General features: G+C 42.1%; 22 protein-coding genes and 1 other RNA gene. 20 read left to right on the forward strand and 3 right to left on the reverse strand.

Annotation, left to right across the window (positions count from 1 at the left end):
• The first annotated feature begins 50 nt into the window (after positions 1 to 50).
• The 8 genes from IGI92_RS07975 to IGI92_RS08010 all read left to right on the forward strand — a co-directional run bounded on the left by IGI92_RS07975 (position 51) and on the right by IGI92_RS08010 (position 5,705).
• Positions 51 to 596: a DUF1273 domain-containing protein gene (locus tag IGI92_RS07975; RefSeq protein WP_042890769.1), complete on the forward strand. Its 546-nt coding sequence runs from the start codon at positions 51 to 53 to the stop codon at positions 594 to 596.
• 71 nt (positions 597 to 667) lie between these two features.
• The gene (gene gpsB / locus IGI92_RS07980; RefSeq protein ID WP_005226142.1) at positions 668 to 1,078 is read left to right on the forward strand and encodes a cell division regulator GpsB; all 411 of its coding nucleotides are present in this window, start codon (positions 668 to 670) and stop codon (positions 1,076 to 1,078) included.
• 19 nt (positions 1,079 to 1,097) lie between these two features.
• Positions 1,098 to 1,463: RNase P RNA component class B (gene rnpB, locus IGI92_RS07985), an RNA gene on the forward strand.
• A 66-nt stretch (positions 1,464 to 1,529) separates the two neighbouring features.
• Positions 1,530 to 2,693, forward strand: coding sequence for a THUMP domain-containing class I SAM-dependent RNA methyltransferase (locus tag IGI92_RS07990; protein WP_142424853.1), 1,164 nt, complete (start codon positions 1,530 to 1,532; stop codon positions 2,691 to 2,693).
• Entirely contained in the window at positions 2,690 to 4,204 is a 1,515-nt protein-coding gene (locus tag IGI92_RS07995) for a carboxypeptidase M32 (protein ID WP_005236028.1), read from the forward strand. Before IGI92_RS07990 ends, IGI92_RS07995 begins: the two co-directional genes overlap by 4 nt.
• Before the next feature lie 147 nt (positions 4,205 to 4,351).
• Entirely contained in the window at positions 4,352 to 5,011 is a 660-nt protein-coding gene (locus IGI92_RS08000; protein ID WP_430608433.1) for an HD domain-containing protein, read from the forward strand.
• 83 nt (positions 5,012 to 5,094) lie between these two features.
• Entirely contained in the window at positions 5,095 to 5,475 is a 381-nt protein-coding gene (locus IGI92_RS08005) for a hypothetical protein (protein ID WP_430608434.1), read from the forward strand.
• On the forward strand, positions 5,472 to 5,705 hold the full coding sequence (locus tag IGI92_RS08010) for a hypothetical protein (RefSeq protein WP_005236021.1): 234 nt from the start codon (positions 5,472 to 5,474) through the stop codon (positions 5,703 to 5,705). Before IGI92_RS08005 ends, IGI92_RS08010 begins: the two co-directional genes overlap by 4 nt.
• A 158-nt stretch (positions 5,706 to 5,863) precedes the next feature.
• On the opposite strand, the gene IGI92_RS08015 is transcribed toward IGI92_RS08010, so the two are convergent.
• Entirely contained in the window at positions 5,864 to 6,190 is a 327-nt protein-coding gene (locus IGI92_RS08015; RefSeq protein WP_005236019.1) for a hypothetical protein, read from the reverse strand.
• A 93-nt stretch (positions 6,191 to 6,283) separates the two neighbouring features.
• On the opposite strand from IGI92_RS08015, the gene IGI92_RS08020 reads away from it, so the two are divergent.
• Both IGI92_RS08020 and IGI92_RS08025 read left to right on the forward strand, forming a co-directional pair.
• Positions 6,284 to 7,447 carry a VanZ family protein gene (locus IGI92_RS08020; protein ID WP_008379845.1) on the forward strand — a complete coding sequence of 388 codons (1,164 nt, stop codon included), beginning with the start codon at positions 6,284 to 6,286 and terminating at the stop codon, positions 7,445 to 7,447.
• A 58-nt stretch (positions 7,448 to 7,505) separates the two neighbouring features.
• Positions 7,506 to 8,852, forward strand: coding sequence for a DEAD/DEAH box helicase (locus tag IGI92_RS08025; protein WP_430608437.1), 1,347 nt, complete (start codon positions 7,506 to 7,508; stop codon positions 8,850 to 8,852).
• 37 nt (positions 8,853 to 8,889) lie between these two features.
• Here the strand turns inward: IGI92_RS08025 and IGI92_RS08030 are convergent, their stop codons facing one another.
• Positions 8,890 to 9,327: a GNAT family N-acetyltransferase gene (locus IGI92_RS08030; protein WP_430608438.1), complete on the reverse strand. Its 438-nt coding sequence runs from the start codon at positions 9,325 to 9,327 to the stop codon at positions 8,890 to 8,892.
• Positions 9,328 to 9,397: 70 nt separating this feature from the next.
• On the opposite strand from IGI92_RS08030, the gene IGI92_RS08035 reads away from it, so the two are divergent.
• From IGI92_RS08035 to cls, 4 genes are all read left to right on the forward strand, one after another.
• Positions 9,398 to 10,450 carry a DUF7278 family profilin-like fold-containing protein gene (locus tag IGI92_RS08035; protein WP_430608439.1) on the forward strand — a complete coding sequence of 351 codons (1,053 nt, stop codon included), beginning with the start codon at positions 9,398 to 9,400 and terminating at the stop codon, positions 10,448 to 10,450.
• Between the two features lie 351 nt (positions 10,451 to 10,801).
• On the forward strand, positions 10,802 to 13,444 hold the full coding sequence (alaS, locus tag IGI92_RS08040; RefSeq protein ID WP_430608440.1) for an alanine--tRNA ligase: 2,643 nt from the start codon (positions 10,802 to 10,804) through the stop codon (positions 13,442 to 13,444).
• Between the two features lie 277 nt (positions 13,445 to 13,721).
• Positions 13,722 to 14,864, forward strand: coding sequence for a cation diffusion facilitator family transporter (locus IGI92_RS08045; protein WP_005236009.1), 1,143 nt, complete (start codon positions 13,722 to 13,724; stop codon positions 14,862 to 14,864).
• A 24-nt stretch (positions 14,865 to 14,888) separates the two neighbouring features.
• Positions 14,889 to 16,355, forward strand: a complete 1,467-nt coding sequence (cls, locus tag IGI92_RS08050; protein WP_008379854.1) for a cardiolipin synthase — start codon at positions 14,889 to 14,891, stop codon at positions 16,353 to 16,355.
• Here the strand turns inward: cls and IGI92_RS08055 are convergent.
• Positions 16,335 to 16,751 (reverse strand): ribonuclease HI family protein, encoded by a 417-nt coding sequence (locus tag IGI92_RS08055; protein ID WP_005236004.1) that lies wholly within the window; start codon positions 16,749 to 16,751, stop codon positions 16,335 to 16,337. The two genes, cls and IGI92_RS08055, sit on opposite strands and share 21 nt — an antisense overlap.
• Positions 16,752 to 16,816: 65 nt before the next feature.
• On the opposite strand from IGI92_RS08055, the gene IGI92_RS08060 reads away from it, so the two are divergent.
• From IGI92_RS08060 to IGI92_RS08085, 6 genes are all read left to right on the forward strand, one after another.
• Positions 16,817 to 17,227, forward strand: coding sequence for an EbsA family protein (locus tag IGI92_RS08060; RefSeq protein ID WP_016611747.1), 411 nt, complete (start codon positions 16,817 to 16,819; stop codon positions 17,225 to 17,227).
• Between the two features lie 209 nt (positions 17,228 to 17,436).
• A complete protein-coding gene (locus IGI92_RS08065) occupies positions 17,437 to 19,107 on the forward strand; it encodes a formate--tetrahydrofolate ligase (protein WP_430608441.1) in 1,671 nt (556 codons plus the stop codon).
• 228 nt (positions 19,108 to 19,335) lie between these two features.
• The gene (locus tag IGI92_RS08070; protein WP_061054169.1) at positions 19,336 to 19,743 is read left to right on the forward strand and encodes a hypothetical protein; all 408 of its coding nucleotides are present in this window, start codon (positions 19,336 to 19,338) and stop codon (positions 19,741 to 19,743) included.
• Positions 19,736 to 20,443 carry a CBS domain-containing protein gene (locus IGI92_RS08075; protein WP_430608442.1) on the forward strand — a complete coding sequence of 236 codons (708 nt, stop codon included), beginning with the start codon at positions 19,736 to 19,738 and terminating at the stop codon, positions 20,441 to 20,443. Before IGI92_RS08070 ends, IGI92_RS08075 begins: the two co-directional genes overlap by 8 nt.
• On the forward strand, positions 20,440 to 20,925 hold the full coding sequence (lspA, locus tag IGI92_RS08080) for a signal peptidase II (RefSeq protein ID WP_015509729.1): 486 nt from the start codon (positions 20,440 to 20,442) through the stop codon (positions 20,923 to 20,925). Before IGI92_RS08075 ends, lspA begins: the two co-directional genes overlap by 4 nt.
• Entirely contained in the window at positions 20,909 to 21,817 is a 909-nt protein-coding gene (locus IGI92_RS08085; RefSeq protein ID WP_430608445.1) for an RluA family pseudouridine synthase, read from the forward strand. Before lspA ends, IGI92_RS08085 begins: the two co-directional genes overlap by 17 nt.
• Positions 21,818 to 21,825 lie beyond the last annotated feature (8 nt).

Here is a 21,825-nt window from a genome sequence, read left to right on the forward strand (position 1 = left end):
ACATTATACCAAAAAGTCGTTTGGAAAGAAAAGAGATGACCAGAGAAACAATGAAAACCTTATACTTTACTGGCTATCGTAATTATGAATTAGGTGTCTTTCAAGCAAAAGATCCCAAGATTGCAGTTATTAAGAAAGTAATAATGTCGGCATTGACCAATTATGTCGAAGAAGGGCTAGAATGGCTCTTGATCAGCGGGAATCTTGGAGCAGAGCTGTGGTGTGCCGAAGTCATTGAACAATTAAAACAAACATACCCGGAACTGAAACTAGGAATTATTTTTCCTTTTGAAGGGTTTGGTGAAAATTGGAACGAAACGAATCAGCAGGCACTGCAAACAGCGAAGTCATTTGCCGATTATGTCAATGCCACCAGCCATAAGCCTTACCAAGACCCCAGTCAATTAAGAAATCACACAGCGTTTTTACTGGAGCATACTGAAGGTGCACTTGTGTTATATGATGACGAATTTCCAGGAAAACCTAATTATTTCTTAAGAGATGCGAAAGCCTATAGTGAGCAAAATCCCTACTTTATTCATCAAATAACAATGGATGATTTACAAAACGCAACATTTGATAGTAATTTACTTTGATTTTCGTATATTTTTTGATAGAATGGTCTAGAAAGTGAAAACCATTTGGAATAAACAATGAGGTGTAAATAATGGCAAATTTAATTTATAGTCCAAAAGATATTCTGCAACAAGAATTCAAAACAAAAATGCGTGGATATGATCCAGTGGAAGTGGACGAGTTTTTAGATAATATCATTAAAGACTACGAAAGCTACAATAAAGAGATCTTAGCCCTGCAAGAAGAAAACGATCGTCTGACAGCGAAAATCGATCAATTGTCGAAAAACCAAGCAATCGCTTCTCGTGTTCAACAAGAAGCACCGAAAAGCCAAACAGTCACAAATTTTGATATTTTAAAACGTTTGTCTAATCTTGAAAAAGAAGTTTTTGGCAAAAAGCTTGATCGTGAATCAGAACCTGTCACTCGTTCTTCTTCCTACAACAGCAACTATACAAATGCTGATTTTGAAGATGACAACGAAAAAACCCGTCAATTCTAATGTAGAAAAGATAGTTGTGGTTTTCGGGTAATTGCGGCATAACTCGATTATGCTGAGGAAAGTCCATGCTCGCACAAGCTGAGACGCTTGTAGTGTTCGTGCCTAGCGAAACCATAAGCTAGGGTACTTGAGAAAGTAACGGCAGGAAAAATGGCTAAGGTGCAAGCTATGCCAAAGTATCCTTGAAAGTGCCACAGTGACGAAGCAAGCCGGGAAACCGTCTTGGTGGAACGCGGTAAACCCCTCGAGCGAGCAACCCAAACAATGGTAGGGGCACTTTTTGCACGGAAATGAACGGAGCAAGAAGGCAAGTAATTGCAGATAGATAATTACCCAGTGTTTTCTTCTCCCTGAGGAAAATACGGACAAAACATGGCTTATAGAAAATCACAACCTATCAGGGAATCCTTCCAGCAACGGAAGGTTTTTTTATACCAAGAAGGAGAGCGTTATGACTGAAAAAACATTTAATTGTATTGCCACCGCTGCGAGCGGTTTAGAAGCACTAGTGGGCAAAGAATTACGGGATTTAGGGATCGAGTGTGAGGTTGAAAACGGCCGAGCGCGCTTTAAAGGGACAATGGAGACCATTGCTACCGCGAACTTGTGGCTCCGTACAGCGGACCGTATCAAAATCGTCGTTGGGGAATTTGACGTATTGACTTTCGATCAGCTGTTTGAAGAAGTTAAAGCGTTACCGTGGGAAGACTTTTTACCGTTAGACGCTGAATTTCCAGTAGCCGGAAAATCAATCAAATCAAAATTGTATAGTGTACCTGACTGCCAAGCGATTACCAAAAAAGCAATCGTCAATCGCTTAAGAGAAGTATATCATCGTCCGGCAAGTGTGCCGCTGACTGAAACTGGCGCTTTTTTCCAATTAGAAGTCGCTTTATTGAAAGACCATGCGATGATCACATTGGATACGACTGGCCCTAGTTTGTTTAAACGCGGCTATCGTTTAGAAAAAGGGGGCGCACCTCTGAAAGAAAACATGGCTGCGGCTTTAGTGATGCTGACAAATTGGTACAAAGACAAGCCTTTTGTCGATCCCGTTTGTGGATCAGGCACATTGTGTATTGAAGCAGCTTTGATCGGCCATAATATCGCCCCTGGATTTAATCGGGAATTTGTTTGCGAAACGTGGGATTGGTTCCCAGCAGAAGTTTTTGAAAAAGTACGGAAAGAAGCAGATGAAGCAGCAGATTATGATGTCGAATTAGATATTACCGGTTCGGATATCAATGGTCGAATGATTGAGATTGCCCGCCGGAATGCGGAAGAAATCGGTCTAGGAGACTCGATCACCTTCAAACAACAAGCTGTTAAAGACTTTAAAACAGAAAAAGAGTATGGTGTCGTTGTGGCTAACCCTCCTTATGGCGAACGCTTAGGAGAAGAAGAGTCTGTTCAGCGACTTTATCAAGAAATGGGCCAAGTGTTTCGACCGCTTAAAACCTGGAGCAAGTACTTTTTGACCAGTGACTTGACTTTTGAGACCCATTACGGCGAAAAAGCGACAAAAAAACGCAAATTATACAACGGTGCGATTCGTACCGATCTCTTCCAATACTGGGGGCAACGTCCGCCACGCAAAAAGGAGTCTGCTGAATGAAAGAACAAGAATTTCTGAAAGAATTAAAAGAAATCGATCTATTACAACAAGCAATGGGGATCTTAGGCTGGGACAATCAAACGGGGATGCCAGAAAAAGCCAGTGATTACCGGGCGGAAGTTGATAGCTATTTGTATGGCCTCTATTTTGACAAAAAAATTGGAGAGCCGATCCAAGAAGCAATCAGCTATTTTGGGAAACACCCAGAAGAATTATCAGAAGTTGGGAAAGCGGCTTATCAGCTAGTCAAAGAAGAGTATGAATTGCAAAAAGATGTACCAAATGAGTTGGCGATGGCGGCTTCCGCAGCAACGTCAAAAGCACATACTGCTTGGCTCAAAGCCCGTAAAGAAAAAGATTTTTCTTTATTTAAAGACGCACTTTCTGAAAATATTCGCTTGACGAAAGAATTGATTCCTTATTGGAAGAAGAATGAGCTGACAAACTATGATGTGTTGTTAAACCAATACGAACCAAATATGACGGTTGAGATCTTGGATAATGTTTTCTCACAAGTGAGAGACGGTATCATGGATATTCGTCGTCAATTGGCTGAAAAAGGAACAGCACCAGATACTTCGATCCTGTCACGTAAGATGACCGAAGCGCAGCAACGTAAATTTATCTCAAAAGTGATTGCCGACTTAGGCTATGACTTTTCTCGCGGCCGCTTGGATAATACGGTCCACCCATTTGCTACGGGGATCAATCACAACGATGTGCGTTTGACTACTCGTTGGAGCGAAAACGATTTTTCAATGGGACTATTCGGTGTAATTCATGAAGCCGGACATGGAATGTACGAGCAAAATATTGACGAAAAATACGAAGGAACACCGGTTCATGAAGGAGCGTCTATGGGGATCCACGAATCTCAATCGCTTTTTAATGAAATCATTATCGGCAGTAATCGCAATTTCTGGGCCAAGCAATACCCATTTTTCCAAGAATGTGCGGAAGGCTCGTTTGATGATGTGTCTTTTGACACCTTCTATGATTCTTTGAAGCATTCTAAAGCCAGCTTGATCCGTATTGAAGCTGACAGTTTGACTTACGTAATCCATATCATTATTCGTTACGAGATCGAAAAAATGATCTTTAACGAAACCGTATCGATCGATGAACTGCCGAAAATCTGGAATGACAAATACGAGGAATATTTAGGGATTCGTCCAGAGAATGACCTTGAAGGAATCTTACAAGATGTTCATTGGTCAGGTTCCAGCTTTGGTTACTTCCCATCCTATGCGTTAGGGTATATGTATGCCGCGCAATTACTGCATGCGATGGAAAAAGAAATCAATGTCGATGAAGTGTTGGCTTCAGATGATTATTCACCGATTCGTAAATGGCTGACTGAAAATATCCATCAATATGGGGCATCAAAGAAACCAAATGAATTGATTTTAGATGCAACGGATGAATTATTGAATCCTCAATATCTATTAGACTATTTACGTAAGATCTATTTTAGTGTCTATAAAATCAGCGAGACGCAAGATTTCGCTTAAAAGAAACGAGTGAAAAGAAGCTTCGCAAGACGTTGCCGCCCTAACTGTTTCGTGGGGTGCTCGTTTTGTTGAACTTCTTTTCCTTTTGTATCGATAACCATTGAAAAAAGGAAGGCTTGCTGCTTTCGTATCGAAAGAAGGAGAAAGATGAAGGAAGAAAACAATGTTACCGATCTTAGCAAAGTAATTGCCTATGCCGAAAGTATTTTGGGAAATGATTACACAGGACATGGGTTTGATCATGTCAAACGGGTGGCGGGCTTAAGTCAAGCTATCATCGATGCCGACGAATTGGCGGTTGATCGTTTTGTCGTACAGGCAGCAGCTTACTTGCATGATACGGTGGATGACAAAGTTGTGGCGGATGTCACAGCGGCTTATGCCGAAGTGCGAGTTTGTTTGACCGCAGCAGGGGCAAGTGAAGCACAAACGAAAGAAATTTTTTCTATTATCGAAAATCTGTCTTTTTCAAAAGAACTTTTGCAAGGCGCACAAGTTGTCTCAGTAGAAGGCCGCGTCGTTCGTGATGCAGATCGTCTCGATGCTTTAGGTGCGATCGGTATTTTACGGACGAGCTATTTTGGTGGCAGTCATCAACACCCGATCCATGTCAGTGACTTAGCCCCAAAGACGTTTCAAAATCATCAGGATTACCGAAAAGGGACGACGGTGATCAATCATTTTTATGAGAAACTATTTTTGCTCCCTGAAAAGATGACCACGGATTATGGCAAAAAAGAAGCTCAGCGACGCGTGGCTTTCATGAAGGATTTTTTAGAAGAATTCTATGCAGAATGGGATGTCTAACTTTGTTTAGAGTTTTTTAAACTGAAATTCGATTATTTCCTTTTTCCTTTATTGTTCTTTATAATAGTAAGTACAAAGGAGGGATGGAAATGTACTACCAACAGGCATTACAACCGAGTGAACTATTGCCAGCGATTTCCAATTCAGGGGAATGCTTTTTTGTCATTCGGGCTGAGCTACCCATCCGGCAATATCAAATCGCAGTCTATCTTTACGACGATCAATTCTTTTTGTTGCAAGATGATCGCTTGTTTGATCAAATCGACCAAATCTCTAGTGAGACATTAGGGGACGAGGAAGAGATTTTACCATTTATCGAAGAAGCGTTGGAAGAAAACCATTATTTATTAGTGGAAAAAGCGTTTATTCGTTTAGATCTATCTACTTTACAAAAGATGACCGATCTTACTAGTTTCGATATCTTGTTTTATGAATTTTTTGATTCATGGGGGGAAGAAGAATGAAACGGACTGAATACGTAACACTCCAAGACAAAACATTGATTGACCTATTCCAGCAGTTAGGAGAGGATGTTTCGAATCTCGAGCTGATCGATGAAGAAAAGAATATCGATGTGGTGGTTGTGTCGAATAGTGACTGGCAATATTTATTGGAACAAGTCAATGATGATGTGAAAGAATCTTTTGCTGATACGTCAGAGACAGACCTGGATGAAGAACTAGCCGACGAATAAACGCTTTTTGTGGTTGATAAACTGTTTTACTACGGGAGTGGTGGTTGGATCTTTTGAAGGGGTTTAGCAATCTAGGCAGCTTACCAAAAAAAATACGAAGCGATCTCATTTCCCATTAAGAGGAACAGGATCATTTCGTATTTCTAGGTAGGTTGCTTTTATTTTGTCCGCAGACGAACGTTTTTGACTTTTAGATAGCCGCGAATCAAGTTGAGAATAAGTAAAAGAATGCCCACAATCAATGGAATCGCTAATAAGTAGGGCGAGTAAAGATGGGTTTCTTGCACGTGTTCAAGAGATGTTTTTTCTACTTCATTGATGGCTTGTTGAATGACTTGTAAACTAAATCCAGTCAGAAAACCAGCAATGATGAATAGGGCAAATCCTAAGTAGGGTATATCGGAAGACCGGCGAAAAAGAGCAAAAGCTACATATAAAACCAAAAGGAATGCCGGTACGCCAAAGGCAAAATAGGGATTTAACATGGTTTTTTAACCTCCTTTTCTTTTATGATACTCCAAAATTTACGTTTTGGGAAATAGCGTGTAAGATAAAAAGAAAACGTGAAGGAGTTCTTTATGTCCGCTTATATTACCCCAATAAAAGTTGCTCTGCTGGTTTTTCCATTTCTAGCATTGGCGATATCAATGATTTTTTTTGTTATCCAATATCGAAAATACGGTCGTTTTATCTTTTCTCGTGCACTGGTTCTTTATTCGTTTGTCTTCTATTTATTATGCGCCTATTTTTTAGTTATTTTGCCATTGCCCTCGATTGAAGAGGTAGCTCATATGACTGGTCCTAAGATGGAATTGCAGCTAGGAGCATCCTGGCACCATTTTGTCCAACAGACGGTCTTAAATATCCACGACCCGCAAACCTATCTTCCTGCCATGAAGCAGGGGGTCTTTCTCGAACCACTCTTTAATTTATTGTTGACCTTGCCTTTCGGCGTTTACTTACGTTATTACTTCAAGTGTTCTTTTCTGAAAACGCTGGCGATTACGTTTTGTCTGACGTTGTTTTTTGAATTGACTCAGCTGACAGGACTTTATTTTATTTATCCCCGTCCTTATCGCTTATTTGATGTTAATGATCTCTTTGTCAATACACTAGGAGGATTGTTGGGGTGGAGCATTGCCCCGCTATTTACGTTCTTATTGCCATCAAGAGAAGAGATGGATGCCGATTCATACGCCAAAGGTACTCGGGTAACCGTAACCCGAAGGATATTTGCTTGGTTGATCGATTGGGGAATACTGAATGTGGTCAGTTTCATTGTGGTGATCGCTGTTCGTTTGCTTACTCAACAGACGGTAAGAGACTTTAGTGGGGACTATTGGTACTTTGCTCTTGAAGTATTACTGTACTTTGTGTTGTTTGCTTATCTTGCCAAAGGACAAACGATTGGAAAAAAACTCGTACGAATCAAAATCATGCAAGAAGCTCGTCAGAGGGTCAGCTTGGCTGCGTTATTGAAACGTTATGGTTTGTTTTATCTGATTTATGCCAGCATCAGTCGGGTCAACATCTTTTTTGCACCGTTTCTTGATTCGGATAATACGCTGCTTCTGGTCGTCAGTTTATTGATGGTGGTCATTTTTGGCTTGATCCAGTTTGGCTTTTACATGAATCTCTTTTGGGCTGCAATAAAAAAAGAAAGCCGCTTTTTCTATGAACGCCGCAGTGCAACGTATACAATTAGCACGATTGATCCAAAACCCGTGACAAAAGAAAGTTAGGAAATCAAGGCAACATATGCTATAATCCAAAGGATGCTAAAAGAAAGAAGGTGTTTGAATGTCTTTTGAGTCATTTAAATTTCAACCATTTATTTATGAAGCACTTGCTGATAAAAAGTTCTCTAATCCAACAGAAGTGCAAGAAAAATTGATACCTGTTATCCAAAAAGGCCGTAGTGTTGTTGGACAATCTCAGACTGGGAGTGGTAAGACCCATACATTTTTACTGCCATTGATGGATAAAATTGATGCCGAAAAAGATGAAGTGCAAGTCGTGATTACTGCACCGAGTCGTGAATTAGCCACACAAATTTATCAAGCCGCAAAACAGATCGGCGGGTTTCATGATCCGGAGATTCGTGTGTCAAATTTTGTTGGAGGAACGGATAAACAGCGCCAATTGAGCCGTCTGCAAAACCAGCAACCTCATGTCGTGATTGGAACACCTGGTCGTATTTTAGATATGATCAACGAACAAGCCTTAGGGGTTCACACTGCGAATGTATTCGTCGTGGATGAAGCAGATATGACCTTGGATATGGGCTTTTTAGAAGAAGTCGATCAAATTGCGGGTCGTTTGCCTGAGAAACTACAAATGCTGGTTTTCTCGGCAACGATTCCAGAGAAATTACGACCATTCTTGAAAAAATACATGGCCAATCCATTGATTGAAGAAATCAAATCGAAAGCAGTCATCTCTGATACGATCGAGAATTGGTTGATTTCTACCAAAGGGAAAAATACCAATAAATTGATCTACCAATTATTGACTACAGGCCATCCCTATCTTGCCATCGTTTTTGCCAACACGAAGAGCCGTGTGGATGAAATTACGGATTACTTAAAGGAACAAGGCTTGAAAGTGGCGAAAATCCACGGTGACATCAGTCCTCGTGAAAGAAAACGGATCATGCGCCAAGTGCAAAATTTGGACTACCAATATGTTGTCGCAACAGATTTAGCGGCGCGTGGGATTGATATCGAAGGGGTTTCTCATGTCATCAATGCTGAGATTCCAGCTGATTTGGATTTCTTTATCCATCGTGTTGGTCGGACCGGTCGAAACCAAATGAATGGGACTGCGATCACGTTATATGATCCAAGCGATGAAGGAGCAATCCAAGCAATCGAAGATTTAGGGGTTGTTTTCCAACCGAAGGAAATCAAAAATGGCGAGATCGTTGCTACCTATGATCGGAATCGTCGTCAAAAACGGGAAAAATCTCGAGACGAATTAGATCCAACCTTAATTGGTTTAGTCAAGAAGAAGAAGAAGAAAATCAAGCCTGGCTACAAGAAAAAAATTCAATGGGCTGTTGATAAGAAGAACAAAGAAAAACGGAAGATCGAACGTCGTCAAACGACTCGAACTGCTCGCAAAAACAAAAAAAATTCGAATAGTTAATGCTTACCAAAACAGCAGTCAAGGAAGAGTAGTTCTCTTACTTGACTGCTGTTTTTAATTGTTTGGTCATTTCTACACACAATACGCCATCTTCAGCATAGGGGTCAGATGTTTTTTGATACCCACAGGATTCATAAAACGCACAAGCGTCGATCTCTGCGGATAACACTGATTGGAGGGCACCCTCTTGGACACCACGCATTTCGAGGTAATGCAATAATTTGGTGCCGTATCCTTGGTGCCGAAAGGCCTTAGCTACGCAAAAGCGATCAGGTTGCAGAGTGTTCGGTGTAGAGAATTGATAGCGAATGGTAGCGATCGGTGTGTTTCCATCAAGCCAAAGAAAGTATGGACAGGTTTGGTCTTTTTCATCAAATTCCCATTCTGCCGGAATGTGCTGTTCTTCTACAAAAACGGCTTGCCGCAAGGCGAAAACCGCTTGTAGCATCCACGGACTGCGTCCAAAATAAAGCATCAGTCGTTTTCCTCCTTTTTCGTGGTATACTCGTTATATAGTAATTGTAGCAGATGAGAGGAGAAATGACGTGGATTTTTTTGAGGCGTTACAATGGTCAAATTGGAAGACACTGTCCTTTGAAATCAAAGAACAGCTGATCCAGCAAATTTTAATGTATTTTGTCAGTCCTTTAAAGGAGATCACCGATGTCCATTTTAGTCAGTTGACGTATGCAGGATTGAAATGTGCTACCTTTGAATTAACGATCGATGGCGAAGACTTTGTCTTTATACCAGGGAATTCTGAGGCGATCTTAGGTTGGGATCTCGGTGTGCAAGGATTACCGGCTACTTGCTGGAGTAAAAATTGGCAGTCACCACCCAATGAGATCATTCGCCAACTGGAAACAATCTATGAGTTAGAAACCAGCCAGGATTGGGGGATTTTTGTCAATGAGTCGACGAGCCCTTTGCGTAAAGCTGTGATTGATCCCATGCTAGTCCAAAAAAGTTCTCTGCCTGCTGGCGCAAGGTATATCGGGCAGTTAAATACGATCACTGGGGAGTTTCACGGGTTAGTCGATCAATTCAGTGTTTTCGAAAAAGAGCTAAAGGCACAATTCACAGCACCAGCGTCCTTTGAGGAAAGCTTGCGTTGGGAATTACCCGCTTTTTATCACGAAGAGAATCGCTATTTTGCTGCACTAGAGCCGTTATCGGAAACCTATCAGTTATTTACCCACGAATCCGTCAGTCAAACAGAATTGAAACAGCAGTTAGATAAACAAGGCTTTCAGCTGCTTTCAGAGGATCAATGGGAATATGTCTGCGGTGCTGCTACTCGGCGACTTTTTCGCTGGGGCAATGAAAAGTCTTGCGACGATGGTGTCTCTTTGCCAACCGCTGAATTGCTTGAACCGAATTTATTTGGCTGCACCTATGGGCTTGCGGATGCGTGGGAGCTGACAGATGGCTTGTCTTTAAAAATGGAGAACTGGCAAATTTGTGGGCATCCCTTATTCGATGCCTTGCCTTATGCCAGTTATTACCGTTCACGGAAAATGCTACAGCCAGATCAAAAGCTTTCTCCGCAGAGCTATCGTTACCGCAAAGCGATTCTGATCAATAGAGACCGGATTTGAGGATTGACTTTTTCGACACATTTCCTTATACTTTGAATGACGAAGGATATGGTCGGTTTGATGATTCATTACAGAAAGTTTTTCACTGCTGAGAGAAAAACATGAATTCAGACGGATTGCTCCCTTTGGTGCTCAACTGCAGCAGAAATGTTGCCGTCCACTCCGCGTTAACGAGTCTAAGAGGTAATGAGTCACATCATTGCAAGCAAGGTGGTACCGCGTATCGACGTCCTTGCTCTGCAATGGTGTTTTTTTATCGTCAAAACGACTCTACAGGCATAAGAGCGCCTTACCAGCAATTTTGTCAGCCCCTGTATCTTAAGCGAACACAGAAGAAAGTAGGAGAATAACGTGAAACAATTATCCAGTGCAGAAGTACGCCAAATGTTTTTGGACTTCTTTCAATCAAAAGGTCATTCAATTGAACCAAGTGCGTCCCTTGTCCCAGTCAACGATCCAACCCTATTATGGATCAATTCAGGGGTGGCAACGCTAAAAAAATATTTTGACGGCAGTGTTGTTCCTGAAAACCCAAGAATGACCAATGCGCAAAAATCAATTCGGACCAACGACATCGAAAACGTTGGGAAAACAGCAAGACACCATACGATGTTTGAAATGCTAGGAAACTTTTCGATCGGCGATTATTTCAAAAATGAAGCGATTCATTGGGCATGGGAGTTTTTGACTTCCCCAGAATGGATGGCTTTTGATCCAGAAAAGTTATATGTCACGGTTTATCCAAAAGACACAGAAGCAAAACGGATCTGGGCAGAAGAAGTCGGCTTGACACCAGAGCATATCGTTGAGATTGAAGACAACTTTTGGGACATTGGTGCAGGACCATGTGGACCGGATTCGGAGATTTTCTATGACCGTGGTCCTGAGTTTAATGACGTAGCGGAAGATGATCCCGAAAACTATCCTGGTGGCGAAAACGAGCGCTATTTGGAAATCTGGAATCTGGTCTTTTCAGAATTCAATCATCAATCAGATGGCTCCTATGAACCACTACCACATAAAAACATTGATACGGGGATGGGGCTGGAACGAATGGTTTCCATCGTTCAAAATGCACCAACCAATTTTGAAACAGACTTGTTTCTGCCGATCATCAATGCAGTGGCAGATTTAAGCGGTCGTGTGAACTACGGCGACAGCAAAACGACAGATATCTCCTTTAAAGTGATTGCAGACCATATCCGCGCGCTTTCTTTTGCGATCGGCGATGGGGCACTTCCTTCAAATGAAGGCCGTGGCTATGTTTTACGTCGTTTATTACGTCGTGCAGTCATGCATGGGAAAAAATTAGGGATCGATGCTGCCTTCTTATACAAATTAGTACCGATCGTTGGCGAGATCATGGAAAGCTACTATCCTGAAGTACTAGAGCAGCAAGAATTTATTGAAAAAGTGATCCGCAACGAGGAAGAACGTTTCCATGAAACCATCAATGAAGGGTTAGATATTTTAAATCAAGTGATCGCCCAAGTAAAAGCAGACAACCAAGATACGTTAGCTGGTCAAGATATTTTCAAATTGTATGATACTTACGGCTTCCCAGTTGAATTGACAGAAGAAGTGGCGGAAGACGAAGGGTTGAAAGTGGACCATCAAGGATTTGAACAAGAAATGGATGCACAACGTGCCCGCGCTCGTGCGGCTCGACAAACAGAGCTTTCAATGGGCGTACAATCCGCTTTATTGACGGATATCAAAGTAGACAGCCGTTTCGTTGGCTATGATTCACTTGAAGCTAACAGTGAATTATTAGTGATCATCCAAGACGAAGCGTTACACGATTCTGTTTCGACAGGTGAAGCAAAACTGATTTTTGCTGAAACACCATTTTACGCAGAAATGGGTGGACAAGTTGCGGATACAGGCACGATCGTAGCAGAAGATGGTACGATCGTAGCGGAAGTGACGGATGTCAAAAAAGCACCGAACGGTCAGTTCTTGCATACTGCTACAGTCAAAGCGCCACTACAAGAAGGCGTGAACTATTTCTTACAAGTGGATCAGCATCGTCGCAATAAGATTATCAAAAATCATACGGCGACTCACTTATTGCATAAAGCGTTAAAAGAAGTATTAGGTAGCCATGCGAACCAAGCAGGTTCATTAGTTGCTCCAGGACATTTGCGCTTTGACTTTAGTCATTTCGGGCAAGTGACCAGCGAAGAACTGAGCCAAATGGAACAAATCGTCAACCAAAAAATTTGGGAAGCCCTCCCTGTTGTGACGATCGAAACGGATATCGATACCGCAAAAGGCATGGGAGCGATGGCACTCTTTGGTGAAAAATATGGGCATGACGTTCGCGTCGTCAATGTTGCCGATTGGTCGATCGAATTATGTGGGGGAACCCATGTGGCAAATACGGAGGATATCGGTATTTTCAAAATCGTTTCTGAATCAGGGATCGGTGCTGGTGTTCGTCGGATCGAAGCCGTGACTAGTCAAGAGGCCTATACGTTATTGCATGAAGAAGAAACGCAATTAAAAGCAATCGCAGGAATCGTTAAATCTGCCCAATTAAAAGAAGTCGTTGCCAAAACAGAACAACTGCAAGCGCAGCTACGTGAATTGCAAAAAGAAAACGAAGCTCTTGCCAGCAAGTTAGCAAATCAGCAAGCAGGGGATGTTTTCAAAGATGTCAAAGAAGTAAATGGTCTGCGTCTAATCACAGCGAAAGTGACTGTTAAGGACATGAACCAATTACGTCAACTAGCCGATCAATGGAAACAAAAAGACCATTCTGATATTTTAGTGTTAGCTACCGCGAATGATGGCAAAGTGAATCTTTTAGCTGCTATGAACAAAGTAGCCAATGAAAAAGGATTGAAAGCGGGCGATTTGATCAAAGAGATCGCACCTAAAGTTGGTGGCGGCGGTGGCGGCCGTCCTGATATGGCACAAGCCGGCGGGAAGAATCCTGAAGGAATCACAGCAGCACTTGAGACCGCAGCAGCGTGGTTAGCTGCCAAGTAAGCACACTATGGTTGAATCTGTACCCGCGAGTTCCTTTCCTTCTAAGAAGATAGGTGAAAGAGGAGCATAGGTCTTTAACACATTCCTTTTTTGAACGAAGATGACGGAGGGGGAGACCCTTCCGTTATCTTTTTCCTTTTTTCCTACGTGTTATCTGAAAATGCGTTTGATAATTGAAGGGAATTCGCTTTTTTTTCGAAAAAACGATACGAATAGTTGTTTAATTGAATTCCTTCGGGGTAAAATAAGAAAGATGGTTTTTTGAGAGGGTGATGATTTGCTAAACTTTTTTTTAAATCGTAGCAAAAAAAATGGTGTCTACGAACGTACAGCCATCGGGAAGTTAGCAGGTAGCCTCGGGTTGCTTTCCAACCTCCTATTATTTGCCGGAAAATTTATCATTGGCTTATCTGCACAATCTGTTTCGATTATGGCCGATGCCATCAACAGTCTTTCAGATACAGCCTCGTCTATTTTAACATTGATCGGTTTTCGGATCTCGGCGAAACCAGCCGACAGTGAACATCCATATGGACATGAGCGATTTGAAGCCATCAGTGGGTTTGTGGTATCTTTGATCATCACGTTTGTTGGCGGTCAATTTCTCATCAGCTCTGTGCAACGCATCATGGAACCGACGAGTATCCGTCTTTCACCACTATTGTTTATCGTTTTGGTTTTATCGATTTTGATCAAAATCTGGCAGGGAGCGATGTACCGCAAACTGGCGAACCTGATTGGCTCTCAAACACTTAAAGCCAGTGGGCAAGACAGTCTCAACGATGTGTATACAACGGGTGCGGTTTTGTTTTCAGCGACGATCGAGTGGTTGACTGGCCTACGTATCGATGGCTTTGTCGGCTGTCTGATTGCCTTGTATATTTTGATTAGCGGAATCAAAATGATTCGTTCCTTTATCAACGAATTATTAGGGGCACGCCCAACGCAAGAAGAAGTAGCTGCCATGGAGCAGCGCTTGGATCACTATCCGACGATTCTCGGTTACCATGATTTACTGGTTCATAATTATGGACCGAAAAATCGCTTTGCCAGTGTGCATATCGAAGTGGATGAAACGTGGTCTTTACGAGAAGCGCATGAGGTGATTGATGCTATTGAACAAGATTTTCGCCAATCTTTAAAGGTCGACCTTGTCTGTCATCTTGATCCAGTACCAATTCAAGATCAGCAGTATCGGTATTTAAAAAAAGAAGTGTCAAAGATCATTCGCTTCGTTGATCCGCAGTTACGGATGCATGATTTTCAGGTCAAAGGAGATCTGTTGGCGTTTGATTTAGTGATTCCCGCAAAATCGGCGTATAGTGATCAAGAAATCGAAGAAATGCTGAAACAAAAAATCAAAGAAACACTAGGGGACTATGAATTGAAGCTTGCTTTCGATCATAGTTACCTATTATAGGGTTACAGGATATAGGAGGAAACTATGATAAAAATGGATATGAGCATGATTTCCACGGTATTATTGGCACTTTTGTTTATTAATACGATTGCTGCCTTTATTACTGTTTTTCGGAAACCACGCTCGATTGCAAGTGTCTTTGCTTGGATGATGACGTTGGTATTCATCCCCGGCATCGGGTTTTTGTTGTACTTGTTTTGTGGTCGGGGGATCGACGGAGAAATTATTTATAAATTTAGTGAGCACCACCAAAGTAGGATCAATGAGTTGAATCAAATCATCAAAGTGCACAATTATTCTTTTCCTGAACATCCTTACTCAGATGACAATCATCTATTAGAGCGCTATTTTAAGAACCTTGATGAATCGCCCTTGACTAAAGGAAACAAAGTAGAATTTTATACAGATGGAAAAGAAAAATTTGCAGCATTGTTTGAAGACATGAAGCAAGCAGAAGATAATCTGCATGTGGAATATTATTCGTTTTTTAATGATGAGATCGGTGGCCAATTTCTGTCTATCTTGATCGATAAAGCCCGTGAAGGTGTTGAAGTGCGTTTGGTCTATGATCCATGGGGGTCACCGAAAGCCAATCGGAAATTCTTTCAACCGTTGATTGATGCCGGTGGAAAAGTCGTGCCTTTCATCACTTCGAAGAACCTGATCCGTAACACACGATTGAACTATCATCTACATCGAAAAATCGTTGTGATCGATGGTCAAATTGGGTGGACTGGCGGCTTTAATGTCGGCGATCAATATTTAGGGAAAAAGGCCAAATTTGGCTATTGGCGAGACACCCATGCGAGAATCGTAGGTACTGCCAGTTTTACACTACAAGAGATTTTTATTCGTGACTGGAACGCATCTGTAAAAAAAGAAGAGGATCAACTGGAATACGAGGATCGCTACTTTATTCTACCGCCGAAAGAGCTCTCTGGAAATGTTGATTTGCAGATTGTCGCTGATGGTCCTGAAAGTGAGACCCAAATTCTCAAAGGCGGTTTTGTAAAAATGATCTTAGCTGCCAAAGAATCGATTTGGATCCAAACACCTTATTTGATTCCTGATGACAGTATGATGAACGCATTGGAAATTGCCATCCACTCAGGTGTAGACGTCCGAATCATGATCCCATGTATGCCTGACCACCCATTCATTTACCGGGCAACACAGCATTATGCCAATTATTTGCATCGTCGTGGTGCAAAAATCTACATCTATAACAATGGTTTCCTCCATGCGAAGACGGTCATGATGGATGATACCATTAGTTCCTTTGGGACGACAAATCAAGACATTCGGAGTTATGCCTTGAATTTTGAAGTCAATGCTTTTGCCTACGATCACGATGTCACGCAAACGTTGAAAGGCTTCTTTGAAGAGGATATGGCGCAATCCACATTACTGACGGATGAAATTTTAGCTAAGCAGTCTTACTGGTTGCGCTTCAAACAAAACTTCTCTCGGTTATTGTCTCCGATCCTTTAATTTCAACGCCTTTGCTAATCCTTGGCGTGCCAAATGGTCGGCACCTTTGTTTTGGCTCTCAGGGATCCATTGGATGATCGCTAAAGGGAACTGTTTCAACAAGCATTGAATTTCCGTTAAATAATCAGAAAAAGCAGGGTTTTTGGTATAATTCTTGTCGATAGTCTGCGCAACGACTTTGCTGTCGGTATAGAGCATAATCGTCTGTTCCTGTAACCCTTTGTCAATCAGCAGCTGCAACGCGTTGACCATCACAGCGAACTCTGCTTGGTGGTTGGTTGAATCAGGTAGCGGAAACGCAATTTGCTCATGCAGATCAGTACCGACAATGACGATTCCACCGCCACTAGGGCCGGGGTTGCCTTTCGTGGAAGCATCAAGATAAACTTTTAACATTGTCTCACCCTTTTTTGATATGATAAAGATAGTATACTAGAAATTTTATGTTGTGAGGAACTTTTATGAAGCGTAAATTGTATTGGCAACCGGAAGCTGCTACAGCGATCATTTATTGGTCGTTTACTATGATGATATTATTTATCAGTTTGATTCTTTCGTTAGAAAATACCAGACCTTATTGGAAAAGCAACCTCGTTTTAGCCGTCTTTTTCTTTTTTGTATGGTTAGGTATTCATCGAAGCATACTCATCAGGAATGATTTGCTCCTTATTCGCTATGCCCGCTTATGGAAGAAAAGCCTTGTTTCTTTACCTGAGATAGAAAAATGGCAAATTGAAAACCATTTAATAAGCATTACCGATCATCAAAAAACGTATACCTTCACGTTACGTAAAAAAGATGTGGTATGGTTAGAAACTTTTTTTCAAGAAAAAATCCCTGAAAAAAGGGTGCAGGTCGAAACCAACGAGTAATTCATAGAAATCTAGAAAACAGCGATCACTCCTTTTGGCGGCACAGCCTTAGGAAGGACGTTGTTTTTTGTTTACATAGAGGATTCGGCAAACTTCTTGTAAAAGTGTGGAAAATCTCTCTTTCTTTCTGAATAAAATCAAGTATAATAAGAGCATAGCAAACAAAATACATTTTAAAGTGCTAAATAGTTCGTGAATTGAGGGTAAAAATGAAATCAGATATCGAAATTGCACAAGAATCAATGCCTAAACCGATTATTGAAATTGCTGAACCACTTGGTTTAACAGGGGATGACCTGGAACTTTATGGCAAATATAAAGCAAAAATCGAATGGTCAGCAATCAACGAAAAAGCAAACAATCCGCTGGGTAAACTCATTTTAGTCACAGCGATCAGCCCAACGCCAGCAGGGGAAGGTAAATCAACCGTGACCATTGGACTTGCAGATGCGTTAAATCAAATCGGCAAGCAAACCGTCATCGCCTTACGTGAGCCATCTTTAGGACCAGTAATGGGCATCAAAGGCGGCGCCACCGGCGGCGGCAAAGCACAAGTGTTGCCGATGGAGGATATCAACTTACACTTCACTGGCGATATGCATGCGATCACAGCAGCAAACAACGCCTTGTCTGCATTGATCGACAATCATATCCAGCAAGGCAATGAGTTGGGGATCGACGGACGTCGGGTCACATGGAAACGCGTTGTCGATTTGAATGATCGAGTGTTACGACAAGTGATTGTCGGTCTAGGGGGACCGTTACAAGGCGTTCCCCGAGAAGACGGTTTTGACATCACCGTTGCTAGTGAAATCATGGCGATTTTGTGCTTGGCAACAAGCATTGATAATTTAAAAGAGCGATTAGGAAAGATTTTAATTGGTTATTCTTTTGAGAAACAACCAATTTACGTAAAAGATTTGGCGGTCCAAGGTGCTTTAGCCTTACTTTTAAAAGATGCCCTCAAACCGAATCTCGTTCAAACGATTGAAGGAACCCCTGCGCTGATCCATGGCGGACCTTTTGCGAATATCGCCCATGGGTGTAACAGTGTCATCGCAACCGAGACGGCTTTGCACTTAGGCAAATACACGGTGACCGAAGCTGGGTTTGGTGCTGACTTAGGCGCAGAGAAATTTCTTGATATCAAAACACCGAACTTATCAAAGGCACCAGATGCGATCGTAGTGGTAGCAACGATCAGAGCACTGAAGATGCATGGTGGGGTCGCTGTCGCTGATTTAGGGACAGAAAACTTAAAAGCATTAGAGCGAGGCTTCAGTAATTTAAAGCGTCATGTTGAAAACATGCGTAAATATGGTATTCCAGTTGTCGTTGCGCTTAATGAGTTCTCACAAGACACAGAAGCGGAGCGAACATTAGTCGAAACCTTGTGCCAGCAAATCGACGTCACCATCGCACGGACAGCCGTTTGGGCAGAAGGTGGCGCCGGTGGAACGGATCTAGCAAAAGCAGTGGTTCAACTAATCGAGGAAAAACCCGCCAACTATCATCGCTTGTATACCGACGATTTGCCTTTAGCGGATAAAGCTTCTTTGATCGTGCGGGAAATCTATGGAGGAGCTGAGGTTGAGTTTGCACCAAAAGCCAAAGCGCAGTTACAAAGCTTCAAAGAGCAAGGCTGGGATCAGCTGCCGATTTGTATGGCAAAAACCCAGTATTCCTTCAGTGATGATCCAAAGCGATTGGGCGCACCAGATGACTTTACAGTAACGATTCGCGAATTCGTGCCAAAATTAGGTGCTGGCTTTATCGTTGCCTTGACTGGTGCCGTGATGACAATGCCTGGATTACCGAAGAAACCTGCGGCTATCAATATGGACGTGACTTCTGATGGCCAAGCGATCGGTCTTTTCTAAAAGAGTGATCACAAGCAAAGAAGACATTCGCTGCATTTGAAACGAAAAAACGGAAAGAGATGATTTGAAAGGACGGATGCAAGCGGCATTCGTCTTTTTCTCGTTCATTAGACGTGATGGAAGATAAAAGTAGGGATTCTTGTTATAATAATCAAGGAAGCAAGCAAAAGTCTATTTTCTTTCTTTTGATAATCAAGTATACTTAACCAATTGAGGTGATCCTTGTCAATGGAGCTACAACTGACCAGACGGACTGGCTTTTATGGAATGGGCAGTCCCCTAGAGATTATGCAGGAGAAAAAAAGAATCGCTGCAGTCAATCATCAGCAAACGATTTATTTAGAGTTAGCTGAGCAGACACCGATTCGTGTGCGCATGTTTTTTTTAGAAAGTCAGCCCTTTCAGCTACCACAAGGCCAATCAGCACTCAAGCTGGAGATCGTGATGAATCCTGCGCTTAAAAGAATATATATCGGCTTTTATTTAAGCCTTTTTCTCATGATAGGGGTATTGGGCTTATTATCACTCTCTCTCTACTCGTTGATTTTTGTTGGTGTGTATTTGGTGGCTTATTTTGCCTTTGTTTTGATTTATTTAAAAAAAGCATATCTTATCAAGGAGGTTCCTCATGGCTAGTGGTGCAGATCAATTTTTGAGTAGTTTTAATCGAATCGAAAAGCGTCTTCGTGACGAATTGGATAACCCGCGGAATATGGGGTTTTCTGAAATGGTTCGTCGCTTATCAAAGAGTAAAAATATCAATGTCAGAAGAGCAGAAGATGATCTTTTGCAAATGGCTCAGCTGCGCAATGCCATCGTTCATGAAAAAATTGGTGAGAACTTTGTCATTGCTGAACCGAATGAATGGGTCGTCAATCGCATTCAAGAAATTGAACGCTCTTTACTGGCACCTGAAAAAGTCATGCCGCGTTTTGCGAAACGAGTGACTGGTTTTGAAAAGCACCTGCCATTACCAGAGTTATTGAAAATCGTTGCCCAAAAGCGCTATTCACAATTTCCGATCTATGATAATGGTCGATTTTTGGGCTTGATCACTTTGCGGATGCTGGGGTACTGGTTAGCGAGAGAAAGCCTCCATGGTGAAATCAAGTTGACAGGCAGAACGGCAGATGAATTATTAGCAGGAGATGGGAAACGATCGAATTATTGTTTCGTGTCGGCTGAAACGACCATCGTAGAAGTGGAAGAATTGTTTCAAAAAAATGCCCTGCTTGAGGCGGTATTGATCACCAAAGATAAAAATCCGAATGGAAATCTCTTGGGCATCATCCGTCCACGAGATATTTTTAAAGAAGAAAGAGTGGAAAATTTATGATCGCGTTGTTTTTTTTGTTAAGTGCTGTTGTCATTGGCTTGGATCAATGGCTAAAAATTTGGATCGTTGCCAATTATCAACTAGGTGAAACACATTCTCTAATCGACAATGTGTTGTCCCTGACCTATCTTCAGAATACGGGGGCAGCTTGGAGTATTCTAGAAGGAAAAATCACCTTTTTTGCGATCATCACCGTTATCGCGGTTGCTGTCGTTGTCTACCTATTGTTTCGTTACCAAAAAAGCAGTTTGTGGTTTCGCTTCGGACTGGCATTTGTGCTAGGTGGCGCTATCGGAAACTTCATCGATCGCTTGCAGCATGGCTTTGTGGTGGACATGTTCCAGCTTGATTTTATCAATTTCCCAATATTCAATATCGCTGATATGTCATTAGTGTTTGGGGTAATCTTGATTTTTATTTATGCACTGGTAGATGATGTAGCAAAAGGGAAACAAGGAGAATCAAATGGAAAAGCAAATTGAAGTAATCATTAAAGAAGAAAAAGGGCGGGTCGACAAAGTGTTGGCTGAACGCTTGCCTGACCATAGCCGTTCACAAGTCCAACAATGGCTGAAAGAAGATGCCGTTACTTTAGAAGGTGAGACGGTTCGGGCTAATTATAAAGTAAAAGCAGGCGATCACTTGGTCATCCAAGTGCCAGAGCCGGAAGTAGTAGATTTAGAGCCAGAAAATATTCCCTTGACGATCGTCTATCAAGATGCTGATGTGGCAGTCATCAACAAGCCGCAAGGGATGGTGGTTCATCCATCCGCTGGTCATCCGAGTGGCACTTTAGTCAACGCATTGTTGTACCATATGGAGGACCTATCGACGATCAACGATGTTGTTCGGCCGGGCATCGTTCATCGAATCGACAAAGATACGTCGGGTCTGTTAATGATTGCCAAAAATGATCAGGCGCATGAGTCGTTAGCGAAACAATTGAAAGACAAAACCTCGTTACGCAAGTATGTGGCATTGGTCCATGGCAATATCAGCCACGAAAAAGGCACGATCAATGCACCGATCGGCCGCTCGAAAGTCAATCGTAAAATGCAGGCGGTGATTGAGAACGGCAAACCCGCAGTGACGCATTTCACCGTGTTGGAACGCTTTGATCAATTTACCTTGGTGGAATTGCAATTGGAAACTGGACGAACCCACCAAATTAGAGTGCATATGCAATATATCGGGTTTCCGTTAGCCGGTGACCCAATCTACGGACCAAAGCGCACCTTAAAAGGCAACGGCCAGTTTTTACATGCCAAGCTTTTAGGTTTCACACATCCCACAACGGGTGAGTCAATGGTCTTTGAAGCCCCATTACCAGAACTATTTGAGGACACCCTAAAAAAATTGCGAAAAAATGATTGATTTTTTTG

The organism is Enterococcus sp. DIV2379, assembly GCF_050542965.1.
Taxonomy (GTDB): Bacteria; Bacillota; Bacilli; order Lactobacillales; family Enterococcaceae; genus Enterococcus_D; species Enterococcus_D entomosocium.

Excerpts from the sequence above, each read along its gene's own strand:
- IGI92_RS07975 (WP_042890769.1), top strand. The coding sequence starts at position 51 with ATGAAAACCTTATACTTTACTGGCTATCGTAATTATGAATTAGGTGTC.
- gpsB (WP_005226142.1), top strand. The coding sequence starts at position 668 with ATGGCAAATTTAATTTATAGTCCAAAAGATATTCTGCAACAAGAATTC.
- IGI92_RS07990 (WP_142424853.1), top strand. The coding sequence starts at position 1,530 with ATGACTGAAAAAACATTTAATTGTATTGCCACCGCTGCGAGCGGTTTA.
- IGI92_RS07995 (WP_005236028.1), top strand. The coding sequence starts at position 2,690 with ATGAAAGAACAAGAATTTCTGAAAGAATTAAAAGAAATCGATCTATTA.
- IGI92_RS08000 (WP_430608433.1), top strand. The coding sequence starts at position 4,352 with ATGAAGGAAGAAAACAATGTTACCGATCTTAGCAAAGTAATTGCCTAT.
- IGI92_RS08005 (WP_430608434.1), top strand. The coding sequence starts at position 5,095 with ATGGAAATGTACTACCAACAGGCATTACAACCGAGTGAACTATTGCCA.
- IGI92_RS08010 (WP_005236021.1), top strand. The coding sequence starts at position 5,472 with ATGAAACGGACTGAATACGTAACACTCCAAGACAAAACATTGATTGAC.
- IGI92_RS08015 (WP_005236019.1), bottom strand. The coding sequence starts at position 6,190 with ATGTTAAATCCCTATTTTGCCTTTGGCGTACCGGCATTCCTTTTGGTT.
- IGI92_RS08020 (WP_008379845.1), top strand. The coding sequence starts at position 6,284 with ATGTCCGCTTATATTACCCCAATAAAAGTTGCTCTGCTGGTTTTTCCA.
- IGI92_RS08025 (WP_430608437.1), top strand. The coding sequence starts at position 7,506 with ATGTCTTTTGAGTCATTTAAATTTCAACCATTTATTTATGAAGCACTT.
- IGI92_RS08030 (WP_430608438.1), bottom strand. The coding sequence starts at position 9,327 with ATGCTTTATTTTGGACGCAGTCCGTGGATGCTACAAGCGGTTTTCGCC.
- cls (WP_008379854.1), top strand. The coding sequence starts at position 14,889 with ATGATAAAAATGGATATGAGCATGATTTCCACGGTATTATTGGCACTT.
- IGI92_RS08055 (WP_005236004.1), bottom strand. The coding sequence starts at position 16,751 with ATGTTAAAAGTTTATCTTGATGCTTCCACGAAAGGCAACCCCGGCCCT.
- IGI92_RS08060 (WP_016611747.1), top strand. The coding sequence starts at position 16,817 with ATGAAGCGTAAATTGTATTGGCAACCGGAAGCTGCTACAGCGATCATT.
- IGI92_RS08065 (WP_430608441.1), top strand. The coding sequence starts at position 17,437 with ATGAAATCAGATATCGAAATTGCACAAGAATCAATGCCTAAACCGATT.
- IGI92_RS08070 (WP_061054169.1), top strand. The coding sequence starts at position 19,336 with ATGGAGCTACAACTGACCAGACGGACTGGCTTTTATGGAATGGGCAGT.
- IGI92_RS08075 (WP_430608442.1), top strand. The coding sequence starts at position 19,736 with ATGGCTAGTGGTGCAGATCAATTTTTGAGTAGTTTTAATCGAATCGAA.
- lspA (WP_015509729.1), top strand. The coding sequence starts at position 20,440 with ATGATCGCGTTGTTTTTTTTGTTAAGTGCTGTTGTCATTGGCTTGGAT.
- IGI92_RS08085 (WP_430608445.1), top strand. The coding sequence starts at position 20,909 with ATGGAAAAGCAAATTGAAGTAATCATTAAAGAAGAAAAAGGGCGGGTC.